This window comes from Streptomyces sp. NPDC001606, from assembly GCF_053596835.1.
The window spans coordinates 234,066-258,866 of sequence record NZ_JBSFHC010000012.1; the positions used below are offsets into that span (position 1 = coordinate 234,066).

The following is a 24,801-nucleotide window of genomic DNA, read 5'->3' on the forward strand; positions in this document are numbered from 1 at the left end:
GCGATTCCTGTCTGTCGAAGGGGGGTTCAGCCCTTGGTGGCGCCTGCGGTCAGGCCGCCGACGAGCTGGCGCTCGGCGACCGAGTAGAAGGCGAGGGCCGGGACCATGGCGAGCACGAGGTAGGCGAAGACCCGTGCGGTGTCGGCGGAGTACTGGCCCTGGAACTGCTGGACGCCGATCGGCACGGTCCACCAGGTGCTGTCGGTGAACACCAGCAGCGGCAGGAAGAAGTTGTTCCAGCTGGCGACGACGGCCAGCACCGAGACCGTGCCGAGCGCGGGCCGGGCCATCGGCAGCAGCACCCGCCAGAAGAAGCCGAGCGGCCCGCAGCCGTCGAGGGTGGCCGCCTCCTCCAGCTCGCCCGGGATCTGCCGGAAGAAGCCGCGCAGGATGATGATCGTCATCGGCAGCCCGAAGGCGGCCTGCGGCAGGATCACCCCCAGCGGGTTGTCCAGCAGGTGCATCGAGCGCAGCAGCAGGAACAGCGGCAGCGCCGCGACCGCGAAGGGGAACATCAGCCCCATCGTGAACAGCGTGAACAGCAGCTCCCGGCCGCGGAAGGCGAACCGTGCGAAGGAGAACGCGGCGAGCGCGGAGACCGCGACGACGATGACCGTCGTACCGACCGCGATCAGTGTGCTGTTGCCGACCAGCCGCCAGAAGGACCCCGACTTCAGGATGCCGTCGTAGTTGGCGAAGACCCAGGGGTGCGGCAGCCCGACCGGGTTGCGGGAGAGCTGGTCGGTGGACTTGAAGCCGGACAGCAGGGCGTACAGCAGCGGTACGGCCATGACGGCGCCGACCACGACGAGCACCACGTGCAGCGGCAGCGTACGACCCCGGCGGCGGACACTCATCCTTGCGCTCCCCTCATGTTCGTGGTGGCCCCCTCGAGATCGCGGCGCAGGACGAACCGCTGGTAGGCAAGGGCGAAGACCAGGCTGATCACGAACATGACGACGCTGATCGCACTGGCGTAGCCGACCTGGTAGCGCTTGAAGCCGTACTGGAACATGGTCACGGCCAGGGTCTCGGAGTGGTGGTCGGGACCGCCCGCGGTGACCACCCACACGAGGTCGAACAGCTGGATCGATCCGATCACGGCCAGGAAGACGCTGATCCGCAGGGTGGGCGCGAGCAGCGGCAGGGTGACGTGCCGGAAGCGCTGCCAGGGATTCGCGCCGTCGACGGTCGCCGCCTCGGTCAACTCGGCCGGGATCGCCTGGAGTCCGGCCAGGTAGAGCATCATGTGGAAGCCGAAGTACTTCCACATCATGACCAGGAAGAGGGTCGCCAGCACGGTGGAGGTGCCGGAGAACCACTCGCCGCCGAGGCCGTCGAGGCCGATGCTCTTCAGCACGTGGTCGGTAAGGCCCTCGTCCGGAGCGAAGATCATGCTGAACAGCACGCCGGTGATCGCCTCGGACAGCACGTACGGCGCGAAGAACAGCATCCGGTAGACCGCACGGCCGCGCACCTTCTGGTTGAGCAGCACGGCCATGGCGAGCGCGAACGGCAGTTGCAGCACCAGCGACAGCCCGACCAGCAGCAGCATCCGCCACAGGTCGCCGATGAACACAGGATCCTGGAAGAGGCGGCTGAAGTTCTCGGTGCCGGCGTAGTCGGACGGCATCCCGAAGCCGCCCCAGCGGAAGAAGGAGGCGTACAGCGCGAACAGGATCGGCAGCAGGACCAGCACGCCGAACAGGACGAGGGCGGGCAGTTGCAGGCCCACGGCGGTGAGCCAGTGCAGGACCCGCCGCCGGGCCCTGCCGCGCGCCGCGCGCGCGGCAGGCGGCAGCCGGTCGACGGCGGGGCCGCTCCGCTTGTCCGGGAGGTAGGTGGAGGTCATGGCCCGTCCGGGAGGTAGGTGGAGGTCATCGCCGGCCCTCACGCTTCCTTCGCGGCCTGCGTGATGGACTGCGTGACCTGCTCGGGCGACTTCGAGCCGGCGATCAGCGCGGCCACGCTGTCGTTGATCTCCTGGCCGAGGGCGGGGACGTAGAGCTGGTCCAGGTAGAGCTGGAAGCCGGTGGCGGCCTTCAACTGGGCCTGTACGGCCTTGAGGTTGCGGTCGGTGAGCACGCTCTCGGCGGCCGGGACGACCGGCAGCACGCCGGTCTTCTTGACCAGTTCCCGGTCGGTGGTCTCGGAGGCGAAGAACTTCAGGAAGTCGTAGGCGGCCTGCGGGGCACCCTTGCGCAACGCGTGGGCGCCGCCTCCGCCGAACACCTCGGTGATCTTCCCCTGGCCGCCCTCGACCTCGGGGAAGGGGAAGAAGCCGAGGTCGGTGCCGAGTCCCTTGCCCGAGTCGGCCTCCACGATCGGCGCCCACTGGCCCATCAGCTCCATCGCGGCCTTGCCGTTGCCGACCGTGGCGGCCTGGCCGGTGGGGGTGGAGTAGGCGGCGCCGAGGTAGCCCTTCTGGAAGGGCTGGAGGTCGACCAGCTCCTTCAGGTGGCGGCCCGCCTCGACGAAGCCGGCGCCGGTGAAGTCCTTGGCGTCGGCGGCCTTCTGGAGGGCGTCGGCCCCGGCGGAGCGCATCGAGAGGTAGGCCCAGTAGTACATGCCGGGCCACTTCTCCTTGCCCGCGAGGGCGATCGGGGTGATGCCGGCCGACTTCAGCTTCTGTACGGCGTCGAGGAAGCCGCTCCAGGTGGTCGGGGGCGCGGTGATGCCGGCCTTCTTGAAGAGCGACTTGTTGTACCAGAAGCCGACCATGCCGATGTCGAACGGGATGCCGTACAGCTTGTCCTCGACGAGGTACGGCTGCTTGGCCACCGACAGCAGGCCGGCGGAAAAGTCCTTCGTCCGGTCCGTGAGGTCCTCGACCAGGCCTGCCTCGACCTGCTGCTTCAGTACGCCGCCGCCCCAGGTGTGGAAGATGTCCGGCAGCTTCCCGGAGGCGATGAGCGCGGTCATCTTCGACTTGTAGGCGTCGTTCTCCAGTTGGACGATCTTCACCTTGATCTTGGGGTTCTGCGCCTCGAACTTCTTGGCGAGATTGGCCCAGACGGTCTTGGTCGGCTGCGTGGTCGAGATGTTCCACCACTCGATCGTGGTCGTCCCCGAGGACGACCCCCCGTCCGAGCCGCCGCCACAGCCGCTGAGTGCGGTCATCCCGACACCGGCGGCGACGGAGGCCGCCAGAAAGCCGCGGCGGGACAGTGCAGGGTCGCCCATCTTGCGCTCCTTCGGAAACTTTCGGAGTTGCTTCAGGAAGTGCTGTCCGAAACATTCGAAGAAAATCCCGAACGTTCCGAACCCGGACTCTAGGAAGGCAGGTGATGAGCGTCAAGGTGTTGCGCAGGAGCAGGCAGCACTCGGTCCACCGCAGGGGTGTCACCGGTCGTGCGCCGAAGACGGCTCCGGGCCCGCCGGACCGGGACGGAAGCCGGGGATGACAAGGCCGCCGCCGGTCCCCGCACCCCAGCCGGAGCTGTACCCGGCGCACAAGACCGAAAGTTTCGACTACGACGCCGCCGCCGGGGCGCGGAGCGCGCCCCGCCCGGCTGGTCGATTTCCCGCCGAGGGGGTGGGATGGAAGGAAGGGAACAAGGGCCTCGCAGGCGGGCACGCCCACGAGCGTCGACCGCGGGCGCCCGCGAGGACGGTGGATCATGTCCGGTTACGACGCCTCCGCGACCCCGCGAGTGGTGGTCGGCGTGAGCGGCTCCCTCGGCAGCGTCACGGCCCTGCGCCGGGCCACCGCACTCGCCCGCCGGCTGGGGGCCGAGCTATGGCCGGTGCTGGCCTGGGAGCCGCCCGGCGGAGATCCCGCCACCCGCCGCTGCCCGGGCGCGGACCTGCCGGTCGAGGAGTGGCAGCGCCTGGCCCGCCGGCGACTGGCCTCGGTGCTCGAGGAGATCTTCGGCGCGACGGGTCCCGGGGTGCCGATGTGCGCCGTCATCGTCCGGGGAGCGCCGGGCCCGGCGCTGGTGGCGACTGCGGACCGTGAGGACGACGTCCTGGTCGTGGGCGCGGGGCGACGCGGCCTGCGCCGCGCCTTCTCGGGGCGGGTCCCCCGCCACTGCCTGTCCCACGCGACCTGCCCGGTCCTGGCGGTACCGCCCTCCCCTCTCCAGTCCGACCTCCTCGCGGTCCACCGCAGAAACACATGGCACCTGCGGATGGACACCCGGGGACTGTGAACAGGGGGCTGACCACCAGGACCACCAGGACCCGACTGAGCGCCGGGCACCGCTATCGCGCCTGTCGCGCCTATGGGACCTATCGCGCCAGGAGGAGACGGATGGAGACACCGGACAGGCCACACCGGACCCCCGGATGTGACCCAGAACATAACGCAGGGTGGTCGCCCCCGGCGCGTGTCCCGCCAGGCCCCGCGCCGCTCCCTCTCCCCCCTGGCCTCGGCGCCTTGACCTCACCCTTTCGACGCGAGCCCCGCATCCTCTTCACCGCGTCAGGCATGCCCTCGGGCCATTCTTAACGCAAGATTGACGCCTCCCCGGCCGGGAACCAGGGGCCCGAGCATCACTCTCCGCTTACGCTGATGCGGCCGACCGCAGGACGGCCGGAAACAGCTGAGCTGCACTTCAGGAGCACGCCGATGGCGACCACCGAACACCCTCCCAGTACCAGCCGGTTGCGCACCTGGATGCTGGAGGGCCTGTCCGACATGGGCAAGCACGGCGCGCACACCGGTCCGCACGCCGAGCCGACACCCCCGCACCAGGGCCAGCGCTGGTACCGGGTGATGTGTCTGACCGGCGTGGACTACTTCTCCACCCTCGGCTACCAGCCCGGCATCGCCGCCCTGGCGGCCGGGCTGCTGTCGCCGGTGGCGACCGTGGTGCTGGTGATCGTCACTCTGGCGGGCGCGCTGCCGGTCTACCGCCGGGTCGCGGAGGAGAGCCCGCACGGCGAGGGTTCCATCGCCATGCTGGAGCGGCTGCTCTCCTTCTGGCAGGGCAAGCTGTTCGTCCTGACGCTGCTGGGGTTCGCGGCCACCGACTTCCTGATCACCATCACCCTCTCCGCCGCCGACGCCTCCACCCACCTGGTGGAGAACCCCCATCTGACCAGCGCGCTGCACAGCCACAAGATGCTGATCACCCTGCTTCTGGTGGCGCTGCTCGGCGCGGTCTTCCTCAAGGGCTTCCTGGAAGCGATCGGGGTCGCGGTCGCCCTCGTGGTCACCTACCTCGCGCTCAACGCCGTCGTCGTGGCCGTCGGCTTCTGGCATGTGCTGACCGCCCAGCACGTGGTCACCGACTGGACCAATGCGCTCACCGCCCAGCACGGCAGCATCTTCGCGATGATCGGCGTCTCCCTGCTGGTCTTCCCCAAACTCGCCCTCGGTCTGTCCGGCTTCGAGACCGGCGTCGCCGTCATGCCCCATGTCCAGGGCGACCCGGACGACACCGAGGAAAAGCCCACGGGCCGCATCCGTGACACCAAGAAGCTGCTCACGGCCGCCGCGCTCATCATGAGCGTCTTCCTGATCACCACCAGCTTCATCACCACCGTCCTCATCCCCGCCGACGACTTCAAGGCCGGCGGCCCGGCCAACGGCCGCGCCCTCGCCTACCTCGCCCACGAATACCTCGGCGGCGCGTTCGGCACGGTCTACGACCTCTCCACGATCGCCATCCTGTGGTTCGCGGGTGCCTCGGCGATGGCCGGGCTGCTCAACCTCATGCCGCGCTACCTGCCCCGCTACGGCATGGCCCCGCACTGGGCCCGCGCGGTACGCCCCATGGTCCTCGTCTTCACCCTGGTCGCCTTCCTCGTCACCTGGGCCTTCGACGCCAATGTCGACAAACAGGGCGGTGCCTACGCCACCGGCGTGCTCGTCCTGATGTCCTCCGCGGCCATCGCCGTGACCATCGCCGCCCGGAAGGCGGGGCAGCGCCACTGGTTCATCGCCTTCTCGGTCGTGGCCGCCGTCATGCTCTACGTGACGGTCGTCAACGTCATCGAGCGCCCGGACGGTGTGAAGATCGGTGCCTGCTTCATCGTCGGCATCATGCTGGTCTCGTTCGTGTCCCGGCTCGCCCGCGCCTTCGAGCTGCGCGTGACCAGCGTGACGCTCGACCCGATGGCGGAACGATTCATCCGGGACATGGCCAGCCGGAAGATACGGCTCATCGCCAACCAGCCCGGCCATCGCGACAAGGCCGAGTACCGCGACAAGATCGAGCAGATCCGCGCCGACAACGACATGCCCGAGCAGGAGGACTTCGTCTTCGTCGAGGTCACGGTCACCGACCCGTCCGAGTTCGAGGCCGGCCTGACGGTCCGCGGCGAGGTCCTGCACGGCCGCTACCGCGTGCTGACCCTGGAGTCCGCCTCCATCCCGAACGCCCTGGCCGCCCTCCTGCTGCACGCCCGGGACATGACCGGCTGCACCCCGCACATCTACTTCGAGTGGACCGAGGGCAACCCCTTCGCCAACTTCCTGCGCTTCTTCCTCTTCGGCCAGGGCGAGGTCGCCCCCGTCACCCGAGAGGTCCTGCGCGAGGCGGAACCGAACCGGGTACGCCGCCCCCGCGTCCACACCGGCTGAGCCGGACCCGATCCGAGCCGGCGCCAAGGGGCCGGGGCAGCAGGCCCCGGCCCCTTTCGGCATTCCGCGGTTCGCCGCCCGGGGCCCTATCGTGACCGGCATGCAGTCGTACACGATCGGCCAGGCCGCGCGGCTCCTCGGCGTGAGCCCGGACACCGCCCGCCGCTGGGCCGACGCGGGCCGGATGACCACCCATCGCGACGAGGCCGGGCGGCGCCTCATCGACGGCAGGGACCTCGCCGCGTTCTCCGTCGAGCTGGCCAGGACGGGCGGCGGCGAGGAGGACGTCTCCCACACCTCCGTGCGCAACGCCTTCCCCGGCATCGTCACCGCCATCAAGCTGGGCGACGTCGCCGCCCAGGTGGAGATCCAGGCGGGCCCGCACCGGCTGGTCTCCCTGCTCACCCGGGAGGCCGTGGAGGAACTCGGCCTGGAGGTCGGCATGGAGGCCACCGCACGCGTGAAGTCCACGAACGTGCACATCGACCGCACCTGACGCCTTCTTCCCCTCCCCCCTCACACACGCGCACCTGGCGCCCCGCTCGGCACCTCCACCTCGCGCGGCGACCGCTCCGTGCAATCGCATATGCAAGCTACAAGCGGGGACAGCTCAGCTCATGCGATGCGACAGAAGACTTACGCCTGGCAGATGCGGAAGTATGATCCGGACACGGCCGGGGCTCGGCCGTGGCAGGGCGCGACGTGTGTACCGAGATCCGAGGAGTAGATCGTGATGACCCGTTCCGTGCGCCGGACCAGGCGAATGCTGAAGGTGGCCGGCGCTGGAGCCGCCGCCCTGCTGGCCCTCAGCGCCTGTTCCTCCTCGTCCAAGTCCACCACCGGCACGTCGGACAAGCCCTCCTCCGGAAAGCTGTCCGGCACCGTCACCGTGTTCGCGGCCGCCTCCCTGAAGGAGAGCTTCACGGCCCTGGGCAAGGAGTTCGAACAGCAGCACCCGGGCACCAAGGTCAGCTTCAACTTCAGCGGCAGCGACACCCTCGCCGCCAGCATCACCGGTGGCGCCCCGGCGGACGTCTTCGCCGCCGCCAGCCCCAAGACCATGGCGATCGTGACGGCCAAGAAGGACGCGGCCGGCACCCCGGCCACCTTCGTGCGCAACAAGCTGGAGATCGCCACCCTGCCGGGCAACCCGCAGAAGGTGGCCTCCCTGAAGGACCTCACCAAGTCGGGCCTGAAGGTCGTCCTGTGCGACAAGACCGTGCCGTGCGGCGCGGCCGCCCAGAAGGCCCTGGACGCCGCCAAGCTCAAGCTCACCCCGGTCTCCTACGAGCAGGACGTCAAGGCCGCCCTGACCAAGGTGGAACTGAAGGAGGCCGACGCCGCGGTGGTGTACCAGACCGATGTGAAGGCCGCGGGTGACAAGGTGGAGGGCGTGGAGTTCCCCGAGTCCGCCCAGGCCATCAACGAATACCCGATCGCACCGCTGAAGAACGGGCAGAACGCCCAGGGCGCCAAGGCGTTCATCGCCCTCGTGCGGTCCGCCGAGGGCCAGAAGGTGCTGAGCCAGGCCGGGTTCCTCAAGCCATGACCTCGCTCGACCAGCCCGGTGCCACGGCCGGCCCCCGCACGGGCCGGCCGTGGCGCCGCCGCGTCGGCACGGGGGGCCGACGCGGACGGCTCGCGGTTCCGCTGCCCCTGCTGCTGCCGGGTGTGCTGGCCCTGGCGTTTCTGCTGCTGCCGCTGCTCGCGCTGCTCGTGCGCGCGCCCTGGCGCAGTCTGCCGGACCAGCTGACCAGCCCCGAGGTGTGGCAGGCGCTCCAGCTGTCGCTGGTCACGGCCACCGCGGCGACCGCCGTGAGCCTGGTCCTCGGGGTGCCGCTGGCCTGGCTGCTGGCCCGTACGGAGTTCCCCGGCCGGGGTCTGGTCCGGGCCCTGGTGACCCTGCCGCTGGTGCTGCCGCCGGTGGTCGGCGGTGTCGCTCTCCTCCTCGCGCTGGGCCGCAACGGCGTCGTCGGCCAGTGGCTCGACGCCTGGTTCGGGATCACGCTGCCGTTCACCACCGCCGGCGTGGTGATCGCCGAGGCGTTCGTCGCGATGCCGTTCCTGGTCATCAGCGTCGAGGGCACCCTGCGCGCCGCCGACCCGCGCTACGAGGAGGCGGCCACCACGCTCGGGGCGTCCCGCTTCACCGCCTTCCGCCGGGTCACCCTGCCGCTGATCGCCCCCGGCATCGCCGCCGGCGCGGTGCTCGCCTGGGCGCGGGCGCTGGGCGAGTTCGGTGCGACGATCACGTTCGCGGGCAACTTCCCCGGCCGTACCCAGACCATGCCCCTGGCGGTCTACCTCGCCCTTCAGAACGACCCCGAGGCCGCCATCTCGCTCAGCCTGGTCCTGCTGGCGGTGTCCATCGCCGTCCTGGCCGGCCTCCGGGACCGCTGGATGACAACACCATGACCAACCCGCACACCCCCGGCCTCCCCACCGACGGCGCCGCACCCCGCCACCACGCACCGGCACCCGCCGACGGCGCCGCACCCCACCACATCCCACCCCCACCCGCCCTCGACGCCCACCTCCTCGTCGACCGCACGACCTTCCGTCTCGACGTCCCCCTCACCGCCGCCCCCGGCGAAGTTCTCGCCCTCCTCGGTCCCAACGGCGCCGGCAAGACCACCGCCCTGCGCGCCCTGGCCGGCCTGATCCCCCTCACCGGCGGCCATCTGCACCTCGACGGCGCCCCCCTGCACCACACTCCCCCGGAGTCCCGCCCGGTCGGCGTGGTCTTCCAGGACTACCTCCTCTTCCCCCACCTCTGCGCCCTCGACAACGTCGCCTTCGGCCCCCGCTGCCAAGGCGCGTCCAAGGCGGAGGCCCGCGCCGAGGCCGCCGCCTGGCTGGACCGCATGGGTCTGGCGGCCCACGCCCACGCCAAGCCCCGCCGCCTCTCCGGCGGCCAGGCCCAGCGCGTGGCCCTCGCCCGCGCCCTGGCCACCCGGCCCCGGCTGCTGCTCCTGGACGAGCCGCTGGCTGCCCTGGACGCCCGCACCCGGCTGGAGGTCCGCGCCCAGCTACGCCGCCACCTCGCCGAGTTCGAGGCCGTCGCCGTACTGGTCACCCACGACCCGCTGGACGCCATGGTGCTCGCCGACCGGCTGGTGGTCGTGGAGCACGGCCGCGTCGTACAGGAAGGCGGCCCCACCGACATCGCCCGCCACCCGCGCACGGACTACATCGCCCAGCTGGTCGGCCTCAACCTCTACCGCGGCCGGGCGGACGGGCACACGGTACGACTGGACGCCGGTCCCTCCATCACCACCACCGAGACACTGTCCGGACCGGCCTTCGTGGCCTTCCCGCCGTCCGCCGTGACCCTCTTCCGGGACCGGCCCACGGCCTCCAGCGCCCGCAACCTGTGGCGCTGCGAGGTGGCCGGGCTGGAGACCCACGGCGACCAGATCCGCGCCGATCTGACCGGGGAACTCCCGCTCGCCGCCGACCTGACCACGGTCGCCGCCGCGGAGCTGGACCTGCACCCGGGTGCACCGGTCTGGGCGACGGTGAAAGCGACGCAGACCCACGCATACCCGGCCTGAACCCCCACCCGCACTACCGTCGGGCCATGACTCTGAGCATCCGCAACCAGCTCCCCGGCACCATCACCGCCGTACACCCCGGCGAGGCCATGGCCACCGTGAAGCTCCGCCTGGACGGCGGCCAGGACCTCACCGCGGCGATCACCCTGGAGGCCGCCCGGGACCTCGGCCTCGCCGAGGGCACCGCGGTGCGGGCCCTGGTGAAGGCCACCGAGGTGGCCCTCGCCACCGACCCGGTGGGCCGCGTGTCCATCCGCAACCAGCTGCCGGGCACCGTCACGGACCTGGCCGCCGGCGCCGCGATGGCCACCGTCAAGATCGCCATCGAGGGCGGGGAGCTGACCTCGGCCGTCACCCGCGAGTCCGTCACCGCCCTGGGCCTCGCCACCGGCTCCTCCGTCGTCGCCCTGATCAAGTCGACCGAGGTGTCCCTGGCGACGGCCTGATCCGCCCCCGGACACGGCGAGGGCCCCGCCCGGCACCAGCCGGACGGGGCCCTCGGCCTCGGCTCGCTCAGTCCTCGTACGCGTCCAGCGGCGGGCAGGAGCACACCAGGTTGCGGTCGCCGAAGGCCTGGTCGATACGGCGCACCGGCGGCCAGTACTTGTCGGCGGCCGAGACACCGGCCGGGAAGACGGCCTCCTCGCGGCTGTAGGCGTGCGCCCACTCACCGCCGAGCGCGGCGGCGGTGTGCGGGGCGCCCCGGAGCGGGTTGTCCTCCGCGGGCCACTCGCCGGAGCCCACCTTCTCGATCTCCGCGCGGATGGCGATCATCGCGTCGCAGAAACGGTCCAGCTCGGTGATGTCCTCGGACTCGGTCGGCTCGATCATCAGGGTGCCGGCGACCGGGAAGGACATGGTCGGCGCGTGGAAGCCGTAGTCGATGAGGCGCTTGGCGACATCGTCGACGCTCACACCGGTCGCCTTGGTCAGCGGCCGCAGGTCGATGATGCACTCGTGCGCGACCAGACCGCCGGGGCCGGTGTACAGCACCGGGTAGTGCGGCTCCAGGCGCTTGGCGACGTAGTTCGCCGACAGCACGGCCACCTGGGTGGCCCGCTTCAGCCCCTCGCCGCCCATCAGGCGGACGTACGCCCAGGAGATCGGCAGGATGCCCGCCGAGCCCCAGGGAGCGGCCGAGATCGGTCCGACCCCGGTCTCCGGGCCGGCGGCCGGCTGGAGCGGGTGGTTCGGCAGGTACGGCGCCAGGTGCGACCGTACGGCCACCGGGCCGACGCCCGGACCGCCGCCGCCGTGCGGGATGCAGAAGGTCTTGTGCAGGTTCAGGTGGGAGACGTCACCGCCGAAGTGGCCCGGCTTGGCGAGGCCGACCAGCGCGTTGAGGTTGGCGCCGTCGACGTACACCTGGCCGCCCGCCTCATGGACCTGGGCGCAGATGTCGGCGACGTGCTCCTCGAACACACCGTGCGTGGACGGGTAGGTGATCATCAGCACGGCCAGCTCGTCGCGGTGCTGCTCGATCTTGGCGCGCAGATCGTCGACGTCGATCTCGCCGTCCTCGGCGGTCTTCACGACGACGACCTTCATGCCGGCCATCACGGCGCTGGCGGCGTTCGTGCCGTGCGCCGAGGACGGAATCAGGCAGACGGTGCGCTGCTCGTCACCGTTGGCCCGGTGGTAGCCGCGCACGGCGAGCAGGCCGGCCAGCTCGCCCTGGGAACCGGCGTTCGGCTGGAGCGAGACCTTGTCGTACCCCGTCACCTCGGCGAGACGGTCCTCCAGCTCACGGATGAGCGTGAGGTAGCCCTCCGCCTGCTCGGCCGGGGCGAAGGGGTGCAGCTGGCCGAACTCGGGCCAGGTGACCGGCTCCATCTCGGTGGTCGCGTTGAGCTTCATGGTGCAGGAGCCCAGCGGGATCATGCCGCGGTCGAGCGCGTAGTCGCGGTCGGCCAGCTTGCGCAGGTAGCGCAGCATCGCGGTCTCGGAGCGGTGCTGGTGGAAGACCGGGTGGGCCAGGTAGTCGTCGGTGCGCAGCAGCGCCTCGGGCAGGACCTCGCCGGCGGCCGCGTCCAGCGCCTCGATGTCGCCCTCGACACCGAAGGCGGAGAAGACGGCGGCGAGCTGGGCCCGGTTGGTGGTCTCGTCACAGGCCAGGGAGACATGGTCGGCATCGACCAGACGCAGGTTGACCCCGCCCGCGCGGGCGGCGGCGACGATCTCGGCGGCCTTGCCGGGCACGCGCGCGGTGAGGGTGTCGAAGAAGGCGCCCTGCACCAGCTCGACCCCGCCGGCCGTCAGCCCGGCGGCGAGGACGGAGGCGTACCGGTGCGTGCGCCGTGCGATGGTCCGCAGCCCCTCCGGCCCGTGGTACACGGCGTACATGCCCGCCATGACCGCGAGCAGCACCTGCGCGGTGCAGATGTTGCTGGTGGCCTTCTCCCGGCGGATGTGCTGCTCACGGGTCTGCAACGCGAGCCGGTAGGCCTTGTTCCCGTCGGCGTCGACGGACACGCCCACCAGCCGGCCCGGCAGGCTGCGGGCGAACTTCTCGCGCACGGCCATGTAACCGGCGTGCGGGCCGCCGAAGCCCATCGGCACACCGAAGCGCTGGGTGGTGCCGACGGCAATGTCCGCGCCCAGCTCACCCGGCGAGGTCAGCAGGGTCAGGGCGAGCAGGTCGGCGGCGACGGTGACCAGCGCGCCCAGCTCGTGCGCCTGGTCGATGACCGGCTTGATGTCCCGTACGGCACCGGAGGCGCCCGGGTACTGGAGCAGCACGCCGTTGATCTCGCGGGCGGCGAGGTCGGCCGGGATGCCCTCGCTGAGGTCGGCGACGACGATCTCGACGCCGGTCGGCTCGGCACGGGTCTCGATGACGGCGATCGTCTGCGGCAGCGCGTCCGCGTCGACGAGGAAGAGACCCTTCTTGTTCTTGCCCATCCGCAGGGACAGCGCCATGGCCTCGGCGGCGGCCGTGCCCTCGTCGAGCAGCGAGGCGCCGGAGGTCGGCAGCCCGGTCAGCTCCGCGACCATGGTCTGGAAGTTCAGCAGGGCCTCGAGGCGCCCCTGGGAGATCTCCGGCTGGTACGGCGTGTAGGCCGTGTACCAGGCCGGGTTCTCCATGACGTTGCGGAGGATGACGGGCGGCGTGAAGGTGCCGTAGTACCCCAGGCCGATCATCGATCCGAGCACCTGGTTGCGGTCCGCGAGGGAGCGCAGCTCGGCGAGCACCTCCGCCTCGGTGCGGGCACCCGGCAGATCGAGCGCGTCGGCGTTCTTGATCACATCCGGGACCGCGGCGGCGGTCAGCTCGTCCAGCGAGCCGTAGCCCACCTGCGCGAGCATCTTGGCCCGCGCCTCCTGGTCGGGCCCGATGTGGCGCTGCTCGAAGGGGATGCCCGCTTCGAGTACGGAGAGCGGAATGCGATGGGCGGTCATGGCGGAGGCCTCCTGGTCTGACGCGACCTTCGAGGGCACCACGGCGCGGGTGCCCGGACGGCCTCCCCCTCTGTCATCTCAACCTGAGAGTTTCACCGGGCACGCCCGGTTTTCACCGTCGGTGAGAGCGGAAGCCGTCGACACCCGCCCTGCTTTCCAGAGTGACCTCGTCCGTGCGGTACGTGAGCCTGAGAGATTCCGGGGAGGATTTGCTCCTTCGGCGCCTCCGACGTGGTCGGAGGACTCTCCCGCACGGGGTCAGCAGCCGCTGTCAGCCTACCAGCGAGGTCAACGCCTGGGCCCTCGAGTGGCCGCCTCGTTGAATGTGCTCTTTTGTAGTGCTTACGGATGAGTTGCGACCAAGTGGAGGGAGAGGGACCGTGCAGACCGACATCGATCCGCGCAACCTGATCGGCCGCAAGGCGTTCGACCGCGATGGCACCAAGATCGGCACCATTGACGAGGTCTACCTCGACGATGCGACGGGCGTGCCCGAGTGGGCGGCCATACGCACCGGCCTGTTCTCCCGGGACGCCTTCGTCCCCCTGGAACCGAGCGAACTGGTCGACGGCTCCCTCCGCGTCCCCTTCGAGCGCGCCCTGATCAGGGACGCCCCCGACTTCGGGGTGGGCCGCCATCTCTCCCCCGAGCAGGAACTCCAGCTCTACCACCACTACGGTCTCGACACATCGCCCCACCCCCCACTTCCGGACCACGACTTCGGCAAGCTGGCGGGCACGGAGGAAACCTGACCCGCCCCACGAATCCTTGATCCCACCCCGTCCTCGAACTCACCCGGAACCGGGCTGGACCCCGACCGGACCTACGGGCTGCCGGGTTCCGGGGTCCGGCGCGGAGCCGGCCCGATGGCCACCGTCCGCCGCTGGGACCCCGGCCGGCGGGTCGGCGACGCCCAGCACCAGCGGCAGCGGGTCGACCGCCTCCAGCGCGGCATCCCCGACGAGGAAGGTGCGCACCCGCCCCGGCTCGGACTGCGGCGTCTCGAACCGCACGGTGACCCGTCCCACCCCGCTGCCCTGCACCCACCCGTACCCGTACTCGGCGTGCCGCACGTCCTGCCCCGGCCGCCACAGCCGCTCCGCGGGCTCCGCGCCCCGCTCCGCCCCCTCGGTCTCCGCCTCGGCCTCGGCACCGTCCGCCTCCCCCTCTTCCTGCCGCTCGCCCTCCTCCGCGGCCCATGCCGCCTGCGCGAACAGGTCCTCCTGCGTGTAGTCGGCCAGCCCCGACACGCCCACCCCGAGCAGCCGCACCCCGCCCGTGGTGTCCACGGAGTCGAGCAACCGCGCGGCCGCCTCCCGCACCACCGCCGGATCGTCCGTGGGCCCGCGCAGCGTCTCCGAGCGGGTCAGCGTCGAGAAGTCGTACCGCCGCACCTTCAGCACGATGGTCCGCCCGGACAGCCCGGCCCCGCGCAGCCGCCCCACGCACCGGTCGGCGAGCCGCCGTACCTCCAGACCGATCCGCAGGCGGTCGTGGATGTCCACGTCGTAGGTGTCCTCGACCGACACCGACTTGGCCTCGCGCTCGGCCACCACGGGCCGCTCGTCGTGGGCCAGCGCCATCGCGTACAACGCCTGCCCGTGCGCCTTGCCGAGCAGCCGGACGAGCTCGTCCTCGCCCGCCTCCGCCAGCTCATCGACGGTGGTGATCCCGGCCCGCCGCAGATGGTCTCCAGTGGCCGGCCCCACCCCCGGCAGGGTGCGCACCGGCATGGGCCCCAGCAGTGCCCGCTCGGTGCCCGGCTCGATCAGCACCAGTCCGTCCGGCTTGGCCTGCTCGGAGGCGATCTTCGCGAGCATCTTGGACGCGGCGAGCCCGACCGACCCGGTGAGCCCGGTGACCGCCTTGATGTCGCTGCGCAGTCTGATCCCGGTCAGCCGCGCCGACTCCTCGTCCCAGGCCGCTCCCCCGGCCTCCAGGTCCACGAACGCCTCGTCCAGGCTCAGCGGCTCCACCAGCGGGGACAGCTCCCGCAGCAGCGCCATCACCTGCTCGCTGACCGACCGGTACAGGGAGAAGCGCGGCACCAGATACGCCGCGTTGGGCGCCAGCCGGCGCGCCTGGGCCATGGGCATCGCCGAGTGCACCCCGAGGACCCGCGCCTCGTACGAGGCCGTGGCCACCACACCGCGCGGGCCGAGCCCGCCCACGACGACCGCCTTCCCGCGCAGGCTCGGCTTGGATGCCTGTTCCACTGAGGCGTAGAAGGCATCCATGTCGAGATGCAGGATGGTGGGCGCATTTCTCACATCTCCGATGCTGCACCACACCACTGACAATGCCCGCGGCCCGGGACCGGAGCCCCGGCCGGCCGGGCCGTCAGACCGCCCGGTTGCGCCGCCGTGCCAGCTCGTCCGCGGGGTTGTGCCCGACGAGGGTCTCGCCGGTGTCGATGCGCTCTCCGTGCAGCTGTGAGAGTGCGCTTTCCACGTCCCGCCACACCACTCCGACGGCGATGCCGAAGATGCCCTGACCGCCCTGGAGCAGGGCGTGGACCTCGTCCGGCGAGGTGCACTCGTACACCGTGGCGCCGTCGCTCATCAGGGTCATCCGCTCCAGATCACGGAAACCGCGTTCCCTGAGGTGCTGGACGGCCGAGCGGATGTTCTGGAGCGACACACCGGTGTCCAGAAAGCGCTTGACGATCTTCAGCACGACGACGTCACGGAAGCTGTACAGCCGCTGGGTGCCGGACCCGTAGGCAGGCCGCACGCTGGGCTCGACCAGGCCGGTACGGGCCCAGTAGTCGAGCTGCCGGTAGGTGATGCCGGCGGCCGCGCAGGCGGTGGGCCCGCGGTAACCGATCTGCTCGGACGTCATGGCCGCCACCCCTTTGCCGTCCGGCACCACCGTCGGCCGCTGCGGGGCGTGCTCGACCGCGCTGCCGGCATGGGGGTACCCCCTGTCCGAACACAGCTGAGAACCGGGGGGAGGGTACGGACCGCTCTCCCCGAAACCGCGTCCGGGGGCACCCCCAGCCGTACCGTCGCCGCTCGTTCTCACGCCGACCTCCGTCCTTGACCTGCCTTCTCGACGGTAGGCAGTCACCAGGGGTGCGTCAACGATCGCCACACTCGGCACGCCGAGTGATAATCACCCTAGGAGTGGTTTCCCGTGTCCCACCGCGGGGAAAGGCTAGCCGAATGCGCTCACGGGAAGCCGTAGGACGCTCTCAAGGGCCGGTGGCAATTGCCCACCGGCCTGGCCGTACGAACCCACCGCCGGCCGGCACACGCCGCCGGCGGTCACCGCTTCCGGCGCCTCACTGGCTGCTGGTACCGAAGTCCTCGGGCGAGATCTGGTCGAGGAACTCGCGGAACTTCTCCACCTCGTCCTCCTGCTCGTCCGGAATGGCGATACCCGCGTCGTCCAGCACCGTGTCGCTTCCGTAGATCGGCGTTCCGGTGCGCAGGGCCAGCGCTATGGCATCGGAGGGACGGGCGCTGACCTCGACCCCGCTGGCAAAGACCAGCTCCGCGTAGAAGACGCCTTCCCGCAGGTCGGTGATGCGTACTTCGGTCAGCTCCTGGCCGACGGCCTCCAGCACGTCCTTGAAAAGGTCGTGGGTCAGCGGTCGGGCGGGGGCCATGCCCTGCTGGGCGAAGGCGATCGCCGTCGCCTCCCCCGGTCCGATCCAGATGGGGAGGTAGCGGTCGCCCCCCACTTCGCGCAGGAGCACGATCGGCTGGTTGGAGGGCATTTCGACCCGGACACCTACGACATCGAGCTCGTTCACACAGCAACCCTAGGCCGTGCTCGGGACGTTTGGGTAGTCGGGCCGGGAACAGGTGCCCGATCCGGTCGCCCCGGACCCCGCCCGATCAGGGCAGCCGGATCCCGAGCGCGGTCTTCACCAGAGCCGCGTGCAGCTTCACCGTGAGCGCCGCCAGCTCCTTGGTACGAGCCTCGGCGAGCGCCCTGGTCTGCGGGTTGCGGTGGCGCTTGAGCGGGGCCACCACCTGGTCCACCAGGCCGGCCTCGCGATCGGCCGCCGCCTTCATCACCCGAAGGTGGCGCGGCTCGATCCCGAATCCGCCCAGCTCGGCGATGAGGGAGGCCACGGTGACCGCCTCCGCGTCGTAGACGCCCTCCTCCAGCGGAGCGATGAGCCCGTAGGACTCCCACTCCTTCAGCGCGTCCTCGTCGATGTCGGCGGCCGCCAGCAGCTCAGCCCGGCCGACCCGGGCCACCGTGGGGCCCTCCGGCCGCTCCGCTTCATGCTCCGCGGTGCGCTGGCGCCCCACCAGCGGCAGCTGTACGGCCTCCCCGCGCTCCATGGCGTCCAGCTGCTCACGGATGACCTTGAGCGGCAGATAGTGGTCCCGCTGCATCCTGAGGACATGGCCGAGACGGGTGACGTCCTCGGCGCTGAACTTGCGGTACCCCGAGGGGGTCCGCTGCGGCTCGATGAGCCCCTCCGACTCCAGGAAGCGGATCTTGGAGATGGTGACTTCGGGGAACTCGTCGCGCAGCACGTTCAGCACCGTGCCGATGCTCATCAGCCCACTGTCCCTGGCGGCGGTACCGGTTCCGGCACCGCCACTCGGTGTTTGCAGCATGGACCTTCCCTGGGGGATCCCCGGACCGGGTCCGGGGGCGGGTCAGATGCCCTGCCGGCTCGCGTAGAACACCAGCCGGTACTTGCCGATCTGCACCTCGTCGCCGTTCTGCAAGGCGACCTGGTCGATCCGCTCACGGTTGACATAGGTGCCGTTCAGGCTGCCCACGTCGGCCACGGTGAACGAACCGTCCGGGGAGCGCCGGAACTCCACATGGCGACGCGAGACCGTCACGTCGTCCAGGAAGATGTCGCTCTGCGGGTGACGTCCGGCCGTGGTCAGATCGCTGTCCAGGAGGAAGCGGCTGCCCGAGTTCGGACCCCGGCGCACCACCAGCAGCGCCGAGCCGAGCGGCAGGGCGTCCACCGCGGCCTGCGCCTCGGGCGAGAGCATCGGCAGCGGCGTCTGGCCGGTCGCCTCCGCCTCGTAGGCCTCGAGACCGGAGATAGAGATCGTGGACGTGGTCTCGGAGGCACGCTCCGGCACCACACCGGGGCGCAGCGGCGCACCACAGTTGGAGCAGAAGCGGGCGTTCTCCGCATTGCGGTTACCGCACCTCGTACACACCAGGACCGACATCGACGGATCCTCCTGCTGCGGCTGCCCCGCCGGGGCGTTGGACGCGTACGGGCCCGGAGCGAACCCTCCACCCGTACCTGAGGTTGACGGTTGCCCGAAACCTATGCCGCCGGACTGGGCAGGGTCAACAGACGCCGCGCCCTGACCTCCCGAAATGTCACCACCCGGACCAGCGACCTGGTCCCGGAACAGCGGGCGCTGGCCCTCCGCATCAGGCTGTGCGCGATGACGGGCGGTCGCGTTGGCGTTGCCCTCTCGCGCGCTCTTGCCGAACAACTTCGCAAACAACTTCACGGGCGATTCCCCTTGACCGAAACAGACCCGCCCGTGGGGCAGGACGAACCCTGATTGCCTACACCGGCCGACCCGGACATCCTCACAACGTCCGTGCCCACCAGACAGTTTCCACCACGCACCACCTCTTCGGTGCGCCGACCCCCCGCAACCTCATGCCCCTGCCGGATGTCCCCCATGCACCACCGGTTCACTGGGAGGACGACCGAGCGTAGTCAGGCCGCTTCGCCTGTCGCAAGGCGTCCACGACGATCTTGCCCGACCGTGCGACGGTGACCGTGGCCTGCTCCTTCTCCAGAGTCTGCACCACGCCTCCCGGGATGTTCAGCGCCGGCTCCAGATCCTGCGGCTTGCCGATGACCTTGAAACGATAGGGGGCGTTGATCTTGTTCCCGTCCACGTCCACGCTCTTGCCCGAGTCCGCGAAATAGGTGCCGGCCACCACACGCACTCCGTTGACCTCGATCGCCTCCGCACCGGCCGCGCGCAGCTCCTGGATGGTGTCGAGCAGCATGTCCGCCTGGACCGTCCCCTTCGTGTCCTCGATCGTCAAGGTGATGCCGGGACCCTGAGCGCCCACCGTGCCCGCCAGGATGCCGAGTTGCTTCTCCTTCTCGGCGGTCTGCTTGCGCGCCTCGGCGGCCTGGTCGGAACTGCTCTGGAGTTCCTGACGCTGCTTGTCGAGTCCCTGCTTCTCGTCCTGAAGACGCTGTGTGCGCGAATCCAGTTCATCGAGGATGCGTACAAGATCTTCCTGACGTGCGCCGCGCAGCGCGCTGTCGGTGTCGCTGTTGGAGGCGACCTGCACGGCCAGACCGAAACCGAGGCCGAACAGGAGTACCGCGACGATGAGTTGGGCCCGGGTGAAGCGCGGCGGCCACAGTCCCTTGACCAGCCGCTGCCGGCCGGTCAGCCGTTCCTGCGCGGGCTCCGCGGACGCCGGCTCGGTCCCCGGCGCCTGGGCGGGCACCTCGGCCGGCAGCTCCTTGCGCAGCCTGTTCTCCGCCTTCTGCGGCTGCTCTTCCTGATCACTCATGGATGTCACGCCCGGAACACGTGCCGTCGGATCGCCGCGGCGTTGGAGAAGATCCGGATGCCCAGGACCACCACGACACCCGTGGACAGCTGCGCACCCACGCCCAACTTGTCGCCGAGGAAGACGATGAGCGCGGCGACGACCACGTTCGACAGGAACGACACCACGAAGACCTTGTCGTCGAAGATCCCGTCGAGCATGGCCCGCAGACCACCGAAGACGGCGTCCAGCGCCGCCACGACGGCAATCGGCAGATAAGGCTCGACCACCGCCGGAACCTCGGGCCGGACCAACAGGCCGGCCACGACTCCCACGACGAGGCCCAGTACGGCGATCACGATGTGCCCTTCCCAGTCTTCTCGGCATTCGGCTGTGCTGTGCGTACGATCACGCTGGGAGCGGCGGGCAGCCGCACGTCACCCTCGGTGGAGATGGTGGCGCGGATGCCGTAGTTCTGCTCCAGGGCATGCAGATACAGGCCGTCGGCGCTGTTCTGGAACCCGGTGCTCAACCTTTCCCCGTCCCCCACCGCCAGCACCGTGTACGGCGGCACCAGCGGCCTGTTGTCGACCAGTATCGCGTCACCCGCGGCCCTGATCGCGGACAGGGCGGTCAGCCGCTGCCCGTTGATCGAGACGGCCTCGGCTCCGGAGGCCCACAGACCGTTCACCACACGCTGCATGTCACGGTCGCGCACCCGGCCGGTGTCGGAGAAGCCCGCGGTCTCCCGCGGATTGGTCCCGTCACCGCCCGTGGTGGCCTCCTTGGCGTCGTTCACGACGAGCTTGACGCCGGGGCCGTGCACCGCGGTGGCGCCCGACAGAAGGCTCACCAGGTCCGCCTCGGCGCTGCCGCCGCTCGACCGCAGCGCGGCCCGCTGCCGGGCCGTCACCTCGTCGCGCAGCTTGTCGACCGTGCCCTCCAGCTTGTCCGCGTCGGCGGTCTCCTTGTCGACGCGGTCGATCAGCTCCTGGCGCTCCTTGGCCACCACGGGCGCCGCGATCCGCGCCTGGGCCGCCCCCACCGTCACGACCAGCGCTGCGAGGACGAGACCGGCCGCGAGGCCCAGCTTCGCCCGCAGGGTCTTCGGCAGGCCGCCCTCGCCCTGGGACTTCTTCCGGGCGGCGGCCTCGGCGTACCCGTCGTCGAGGCTGTGGTCCATGACGTTGTTGATCAACGACATGGAGGCGTCCGGGCGCTGCGGCCGCGCGGGGCTGCTCCGAACGGGGGGTTGCTGCGGCATGCCGCACATCGTCGCATGTCGCGAGGGATACCTCCGAATGGCCCCACCGGCGTGCCGGACAGGCCCCTCAAGGACACGTGTCCGGCACGCACGCGTGCAGCGCATTTCCCCACATCACGCCGCCGTACGGCAGCGCCCCGGGCGGTGCCGCCCGGGGCGCTCCACGTCACCGTCCGGCGCTGTCGACGACCCCCGACCACTCGTCCAGCAGGGCCTGCGCGGAGGCGTCGTCGGGCCCCTCGGCCCACAGATGGGTGACCGCCTCGGCCGGGTCCGGCAGCACCATGACCCAGCGTCCGTCGGTCTCCACGACCCGGACACCGTCCGTCGTGTCGACAAAGCGATCCCCGGCGGCCTCGACCACCCGTCGCATCACCAGTCCCTTGACGGCCCACGGCGTCGCGAGGTCCCGCTTGAGGACGTGCGCCCGCGGGATACGTGCGTCGATCTGGCTCAGGGTGAGCTGGGTCCGCGCCACCAGACCGATCAGCCGTACGAAGGCCGCCGTACCGTCGTAGACACTGCTGAACTCGGGGACGATGAACCCGCCCTTGCCGTCACCGCCGAAGATGGTCCCTTCCTCGCCGCCCACGCGCGTGAGGTCGTCGGGCGAGGTGGTGGTCCACTCGACCTGGGTGCCGTGGTAGGCGGCGACCTGCTCGGCGATCCGGGTCGTGGTCACCGGCAGCGCCACCCGGCCGCTGCGCCGCTCCGCGGCCACCAGGTCCAGCATCACCAGCAGCGCCCGGTCGTCCTCGATGATCCGGCCCTTCTCGTCCACCAGGGAGAGCCGCTCGCCGACGGGATCGAACCGCACACCGAACGCGGCACCGGAGGACGCCACGATCTCGCCCAGCCGCACCAGACCCTTGCGCCGCATCTCGCCCGTCTCCGTGGGCCGGGACTCGTCCAGACCGGGGTTGATGGTCAGCGAGTCCACGCCGAGCTTGCCGAGCAGGCTCGGCAGCACCAGACCGGCGCTGCCGTTGGAGGCGTCGACGACGACCTTCAGCCCGGCCTCGGCGATCCCGGTGGTGTCCACGTTCCGCAGCAGCGATCCGGTGTACGAGTCGAAGACGCTCGCCGGGAAGTACAGGTCGCCGATCTCACCGGGGAACGCCCGCCGGTACTCCTGCCGGGCGAACACCCGGTCCAGCTTCCGCTGGCTGCCCTGCGACAGGTCGGCGCCGTTGCCGTCGAAGAACATGATGTCGACCGAGTCCGGCACGCCCGGCGAGGTCCGGATCATGATGCCGCCGGCGCTGCCCCGCGCGGTCTGCTGCCGGGCCACGGGCAGCGGTACGTTCTCCAGGTCGCGTACGTCGATGGCGCTGGCCTGAAGCGCGGAGATGACCGCCCGCTTGAGCGCCCGGGCGCCTCGGGAGTGGTCGCGGGCCGTGGTGACGGTGGCACCCTTCTTGAGGGTCGTCGCGTAGGCGCCGGCGAGCCGCACGGCCAGTTCGGGTGTGATCTCGACGTTCAGGATGCCGGACACCCCGCGGGCGCCGAACAGGTTCGCCTGTCCTCTGGACTCCCAGATGACGGACGTGTTGACGAAGGCACCGGCCTCGATGGTCTTGAACGGGTAGACACGGACGTTGCCCTGGACGATCGATTCCTCACCGATCAGGCACTCGTCACCGATGACCGCGCCGTCCTCGATCCGGGCGGCCCGCATGATGTCGGTGTTCTTGCCGACGACACAGCCCCGCAGATTGCTGTGCTGCCCGACATAGACGTTGTCGTGCACGACGGCCTTGTGCAGGAACGCGCCGCTCTTGACGACGACGTTCGAGCCCACGACGGTGTGCTCCCGGATCTCCGCGCCGGCCTCGACCTTGGCGTAGTCACCGATGTACAGCGGTCCGCGGAGCACGGCGTCGGGATGCACGTCGGCGCCTTCGGCCACCCACACTCCGGGCGAGATCTCGAAGCCGTCGATGTCGACGTTGACCTTGCCCTCGAGGACGTCCGCCTGGGCCTTGACGTAGCTCTCGTGCGTGCCGACGTCCTCCCAGTAGCCCTCGGCGACAAAGCCGTAGATCGGCTTGCCTTCCTTCATCAGCTGCGGGAACACATCGCCGGACCAGTCGACCGGAACATCCGGTTCGACGTAGTCGAAGACCTCGGGCTCCATGACATAGATGCCCGTGTTGACGGTGTCGGAGAAGACCTGCCCCCAGGTCGGCTTCTCCAGGAACCGTTCGACCTTGCCTTCCTCGTCGACGATCGTGATACCGAACTCCAGCGGATTGGGCACCCTGGTCAGACAGACCGTGACCAGCGCGCCCTTCTCCTTGTGGAAGTTGATCAGCTCAGTGAGGTCGAAGTCGGTCAGGGCATCACCGGAGATGACGAGGAAGGCATCGTCCTTCAATGCCTCTTCCGCGTTCTTGACGCTTCCGGCGGTACCGAGTGGCTTCTCCTCATTGGCATAAGTGAGCTCCATCCCGAGCTCTTCGCCGTCACCGAAGTAGTTCTTGACGAGCGAGGCCAGGAACTGCACGGTGACCACGGTCTCGGTGAGCCCGTGCCTTTTGAGCAGCCGTAGCACGTGCTCCATGATCGGGCGATTCGCCACGGGCAGGAGCGGCTTGGGCATGCTCGAGGTCATGGGGCGCAGGCGAGTGCCTTCGCCCCCGGCCATCACGACGGCCTTCATGTCGGAAGCGTCCTCCTCCAAGAGACGACGGTCTAGCCGACTTCACCCGTCCAGATTGTCCCGCACTTTTCCACAGTGGGCCATCGAGGCGCTACGTCCGGACAATCACCGAGCTCAATCGGCTATGGCATCCGCACGAACCAATCGGCGGACTTGTACTACGTAGAGCACTCCTGCCCACCAGTAGAGGGTTGTACCCCATCCGGCGAACGCCCATCCGAAAATAGCAGCGAGTGACCCGATCCAACCACTCCAGTCACTGAGGAGCAACAGCGGGAACGCGTACATCAGGTTGAAGGTGGCCGCCTTGCCGAGGAAGTTCACCTGCGGCGGCGGATACCCGTGCCGGCGGAGGATACCCACCATCACCAGCAGAACCAGTTCTCTCGCCAGCAACACGGCGGTCAGCCAGAGCGGCAGGATCTCGCGCCAGGTCAGGCCCAGGAGAGTGGAAAGGACATAGAGCCGGTCTGCGGCGGGATCGAGGAGCCGGCCGAGGCTGCTGATCTGATTCCAGCGGCGGGCGAGCTTGCCGTCCAGATAGTCACTGATGCCGCTGAAAGCCAGGATGAGGAGGGCCCAGCCATCACTGTTGGGCCCACCGAACTCGGGCCGGAGAATCAGCCACAGGAAGACGGGTACGCCGACGAGCCGCGCCATGCTGAGGATGTTGGGGATGGTGAGGACCCGGTCTGTCTGGACACGGGTCTCCTGGACCTCCACCCGGGGGCCTCCTGTGCGAAACGAACCAACGATGCCCCCTGACCTTACCTCAACGCAAAAAAGCTCCGGCCCCTGGGCAGTGCCCAAGAGCCGGAGCTGTAAAAGGAGTTCGGCGGTGTCCTACTCTCCCACAGGGTCCCCCCTGCAGTACCATCGGCGCTGTGAGGCTTAGCTTCCGGGTTCGGAATGTAACCGGGCGTTT

At 70.0% G+C, this 24,801-nt stretch carries 21 protein-coding genes, 1 rRNA gene, 1 pseudogene and 1 riboswitch; of the genes and pseudogenes, 8 read left to right on the forward strand and 15 right to left on the reverse strand.

Going from position 1 to position 24,801, the window contains the following annotated elements; genetic code table 11:
- Positions 1 to 26: 26 nt before the first annotated feature.
- Genes ACWCV9_RS22845 through ACWCV9_RS22855 form a run of 3 tightly spaced genes read right to left on the reverse strand, consistent with a single transcriptional unit; the run spans position 27 to position 3,183 of the window.
- Entirely contained in the window at positions 27 to 857 is an 831-nt protein-coding gene (locus ACWCV9_RS22845) for a carbohydrate ABC transporter permease (protein ID WP_450789080.1), read from the reverse strand.
- On the reverse strand, positions 854 to 1,852 hold the full coding sequence (locus tag ACWCV9_RS22850; RefSeq protein WP_450789082.1) for a carbohydrate ABC transporter permease: 999 nt from the start codon (positions 1,850 to 1,852) through the stop codon (positions 854 to 856). The genes ACWCV9_RS22845 and ACWCV9_RS22850 overlap by 4 nt, the downstream gene beginning before the upstream one ends.
- 38 nt (positions 1,853 to 1,890) lie before the next feature.
- Positions 1,891 to 3,183 carry an extracellular solute-binding protein gene (locus ACWCV9_RS22855; protein WP_450789084.1) on the reverse strand — a complete coding sequence of 431 codons (1,293 nt, stop codon included), beginning with the start codon at positions 3,181 to 3,183 and terminating at the stop codon, positions 1,891 to 1,893.
- 437 nt (positions 3,184 to 3,620) lie between these two features.
- Here ACWCV9_RS22855 and ACWCV9_RS22860 point away from each other — a divergent pair, with 437 nt between their 5' ends.
- From ACWCV9_RS22860 to ACWCV9_RS22890, 7 genes are all read left to right on the forward strand, one after another.
- A complete protein-coding gene (locus tag ACWCV9_RS22860) occupies positions 3,621 to 4,151 on the forward strand; it encodes a universal stress protein (RefSeq protein ID WP_385844125.1) in 531 nt (176 codons plus the stop codon).
- Positions 4,152 to 4,570: 419 nt separating this feature from the next.
- Positions 4,571 to 6,529, forward strand: a complete 1,959-nt coding sequence (locus ACWCV9_RS22865) for an amino acid transporter (protein WP_450789086.1) — start codon at positions 4,571 to 4,573, stop codon at positions 6,527 to 6,529.
- A gap of 100 nt (positions 6,530 to 6,629) precedes the next feature.
- Complete coding sequence (locus tag ACWCV9_RS22870; protein WP_385844123.1) at positions 6,630 to 7,025, forward strand: TOBE domain-containing protein; 396 nt, start codon at positions 6,630 to 6,632, stop codon at positions 7,023 to 7,025.
- A gap of 237 nt (positions 7,026 to 7,262) precedes the next feature.
- Positions 7,263 to 8,078: a molybdate ABC transporter substrate-binding protein gene (gene modA / locus ACWCV9_RS22875; protein WP_450789088.1), complete on the forward strand. Its 816-nt coding sequence runs from the start codon at positions 7,263 to 7,265 to the stop codon at positions 8,076 to 8,078.
- A complete protein-coding gene (locus ACWCV9_RS22880) occupies positions 8,075 to 8,944 on the forward strand; it encodes an ABC transporter permease (RefSeq protein ID WP_450789090.1) in 870 nt (289 codons plus the stop codon). The genes modA and ACWCV9_RS22880 overlap by 4 nt, the downstream gene beginning before the upstream one ends.
- Positions 8,941 to 10,083, forward strand: a complete 1,143-nt coding sequence (locus tag ACWCV9_RS22885; RefSeq protein WP_450789092.1) for an ABC transporter ATP-binding protein — start codon at positions 8,941 to 8,943, stop codon at positions 10,081 to 10,083. Before ACWCV9_RS22880 ends, ACWCV9_RS22885 begins: the two co-directional genes overlap by 4 nt.
- Positions 10,084 to 10,109: 26 nt before the next feature.
- Positions 10,110 to 10,529 (forward strand): TOBE domain-containing protein, encoded by a 420-nt coding sequence (locus ACWCV9_RS22890; RefSeq protein ID WP_385844120.1) that lies wholly within the window; start codon positions 10,110 to 10,112, stop codon positions 10,527 to 10,529.
- A 67-nt stretch (positions 10,530 to 10,596) separates the two neighbouring features.
- Here ACWCV9_RS22890 and gcvP read toward each other — a convergent pair whose 3' ends face one another.
- Positions 10,597 to 13,482 carry an aminomethyl-transferring glycine dehydrogenase gene (gcvP, locus tag ACWCV9_RS22895; RefSeq protein WP_450789094.1) on the reverse strand — a complete coding sequence of 962 codons (2,886 nt, stop codon included), beginning with the start codon at positions 13,480 to 13,482 and terminating at the stop codon, positions 10,597 to 10,599.
- Positions 13,483 to 13,648: 166 nt separating this feature from the next.
- A riboswitch (glycine riboswitch) is annotated at positions 13,649 to 13,743 on the reverse strand.
- A gap of 119 nt (positions 13,744 to 13,862) precedes the next feature.
- Here gcvP and ACWCV9_RS22900 point away from each other — a divergent pair.
- Positions 13,863 to 14,234: a PRC-barrel domain-containing protein gene (locus ACWCV9_RS22900; RefSeq protein WP_385844118.1), complete on the forward strand. Its 372-nt coding sequence runs from the start codon at positions 13,863 to 13,865 to the stop codon at positions 14,232 to 14,234.
- Here ACWCV9_RS22900 and ACWCV9_RS22905 read toward each other — a convergent pair.
- The 11 genes and pseudogenes from ACWCV9_RS22905 to rrf form a co-directional block, all read right to left on the reverse strand.
- Positions 14,156 to 15,752, reverse strand: a pseudogene (locus tag ACWCV9_RS22905) (DNA polymerase IV). The gene ACWCV9_RS22900 and the pseudogene ACWCV9_RS22905 overlap by 79 nt on opposite strands.
- A gap of 70 nt (positions 15,753 to 15,822) precedes the next feature.
- Positions 15,823 to 16,506, reverse strand: coding sequence for a MerR family transcriptional regulator (locus tag ACWCV9_RS22910; RefSeq protein ID WP_385844117.1), 684 nt, complete (start codon positions 16,504 to 16,506; stop codon positions 15,823 to 15,825).
- Positions 16,507 to 16,765: 259 nt separating this feature from the next.
- Positions 16,766 to 17,239 carry a bifunctional nuclease family protein gene (locus ACWCV9_RS22915; protein WP_026253112.1) on the reverse strand — a complete coding sequence of 158 codons (474 nt, stop codon included), beginning with the start codon at positions 17,237 to 17,239 and terminating at the stop codon, positions 16,766 to 16,768.
- An 85-nt stretch (positions 17,240 to 17,324) separates the two neighbouring features.
- Positions 17,325 to 18,062 carry a transcriptional regulator FtsR gene (gene ftsR, locus ACWCV9_RS22920; protein ID WP_450789097.1) on the reverse strand — a complete coding sequence of 246 codons (738 nt, stop codon included), beginning with the start codon at positions 18,060 to 18,062 and terminating at the stop codon, positions 17,325 to 17,327.
- Positions 18,063 to 18,104: 42 nt separating this feature from the next.
- Positions 18,105 to 18,935 carry an FHA domain-containing protein gene (locus tag ACWCV9_RS22925; RefSeq protein WP_450789099.1) on the reverse strand — a complete coding sequence of 277 codons (831 nt, stop codon included), beginning with the start codon at positions 18,933 to 18,935 and terminating at the stop codon, positions 18,105 to 18,107.
- 190 nt (positions 18,936 to 19,125) lie between these two features.
- Positions 19,126 to 19,971, reverse strand: coding sequence for a DUF881 domain-containing protein (locus ACWCV9_RS22930; RefSeq protein WP_450789101.1), 846 nt, complete (start codon positions 19,969 to 19,971; stop codon positions 19,126 to 19,128).
- A gap of 5 nt (positions 19,972 to 19,976) precedes the next feature.
- The gene (locus ACWCV9_RS22935) at positions 19,977 to 20,309 is read right to left on the reverse strand and encodes a small basic family protein (protein ID WP_003988855.1); all 333 of its coding nucleotides are present in this window, start codon (positions 20,307 to 20,309) and stop codon (positions 19,977 to 19,979) included.
- Positions 20,306 to 21,214, reverse strand: a complete 909-nt coding sequence (locus ACWCV9_RS22940; RefSeq protein WP_450789103.1) for a DUF881 domain-containing protein — start codon at positions 21,212 to 21,214, stop codon at positions 20,306 to 20,308. The genes ACWCV9_RS22935 and ACWCV9_RS22940 overlap by 4 nt, the downstream gene beginning before the upstream one ends.
- Positions 21,215 to 21,380: 166 nt before the next feature.
- Entirely contained in the window at positions 21,381 to 23,876 is a 2,496-nt protein-coding gene (locus ACWCV9_RS22945; RefSeq protein ID WP_450789105.1) for a sugar phosphate nucleotidyltransferase, read from the reverse strand.
- Between the two features lie 114 nt (positions 23,877 to 23,990).
- Entirely contained in the window at positions 23,991 to 24,599 is a 609-nt protein-coding gene (locus ACWCV9_RS22950) for a CDP-alcohol phosphatidyltransferase family protein (protein WP_385844111.1), read from the reverse strand.
- 107 nt (positions 24,600 to 24,706) lie between these two features.
- Positions 24,707 to 24,801 (reverse strand): 5S ribosomal RNA (gene rrf / locus ACWCV9_RS22955); the annotation flags it as partial.

Excerpts from the sequence above, each read along its gene's own strand:
- ACWCV9_RS22885 (WP_450789092.1), top strand. The coding sequence starts at position 8,941 with ATGACCAACCCGCACACCCCCGGCCTCCCCACCGACGGCGCCGCACCC.
- ACWCV9_RS22940 (WP_450789103.1), bottom strand. The coding sequence starts at position 21,214 with ATGCCGCAGCAACCCCCCGTTCGGAGCAGCCCCGCGCGGCCGCAGCGC.
- ACWCV9_RS22890 (WP_385844120.1), top strand. The coding sequence starts at position 10,110 with ATGACTCTGAGCATCCGCAACCAGCTCCCCGGCACCATCACCGCCGTA.
- ACWCV9_RS22855 (WP_450789084.1), bottom strand. The coding sequence starts at position 3,183 with ATGGGCGACCCTGCACTGTCCCGCCGCGGCTTTCTGGCGGCCTCCGTC.
- ACWCV9_RS22945 (WP_450789105.1), bottom strand. The coding sequence starts at position 23,876 with ATGAAGGCCGTCGTGATGGCCGGGGGCGAAGGCACTCGCCTGCGCCCC.
- ftsR (WP_450789097.1), bottom strand. The coding sequence starts at position 18,062 with ATGCTGCAAACACCGAGTGGCGGTGCCGGAACCGGTACCGCCGCCAGG.
- ACWCV9_RS22930 (WP_450789101.1), bottom strand. The coding sequence starts at position 19,971 with ATGAGTGATCAGGAAGAGCAGCCGCAGAAGGCGGAGAACAGGCTGCGC.
- ACWCV9_RS22860 (WP_385844125.1), top strand. The coding sequence starts at position 3,621 with ATGTCCGGTTACGACGCCTCCGCGACCCCGCGAGTGGTGGTCGGCGTG.
- ACWCV9_RS22850 (WP_450789082.1), bottom strand. The coding sequence starts at position 1,852 with ATGACCTCCACCTACCTCCCGGACAAGCGGAGCGGCCCCGCCGTCGAC.
- ACWCV9_RS22880 (WP_450789090.1), top strand. The coding sequence starts at position 8,075 with ATGACCTCGCTCGACCAGCCCGGTGCCACGGCCGGCCCCCGCACGGGC.
- gcvP (WP_450789094.1), bottom strand. The coding sequence starts at position 13,482 with ATGACCGCCCATCGCATTCCGCTCTCCGTACTCGAAGCGGGCATCCCC.
- ACWCV9_RS22865 (WP_450789086.1), top strand. The coding sequence starts at position 4,571 with ATGGCGACCACCGAACACCCTCCCAGTACCAGCCGGTTGCGCACCTGG.
- modA (WP_450789088.1), top strand. The coding sequence starts at position 7,263 with ATGACCCGTTCCGTGCGCCGGACCAGGCGAATGCTGAAGGTGGCCGGC.
- ACWCV9_RS22845 (WP_450789080.1), bottom strand. The coding sequence starts at position 857 with ATGAGTGTCCGCCGCCGGGGTCGTACGCTGCCGCTGCACGTGGTGCTC.
- ACWCV9_RS22870 (WP_385844123.1), top strand. The coding sequence starts at position 6,630 with ATGCAGTCGTACACGATCGGCCAGGCCGCGCGGCTCCTCGGCGTGAGC.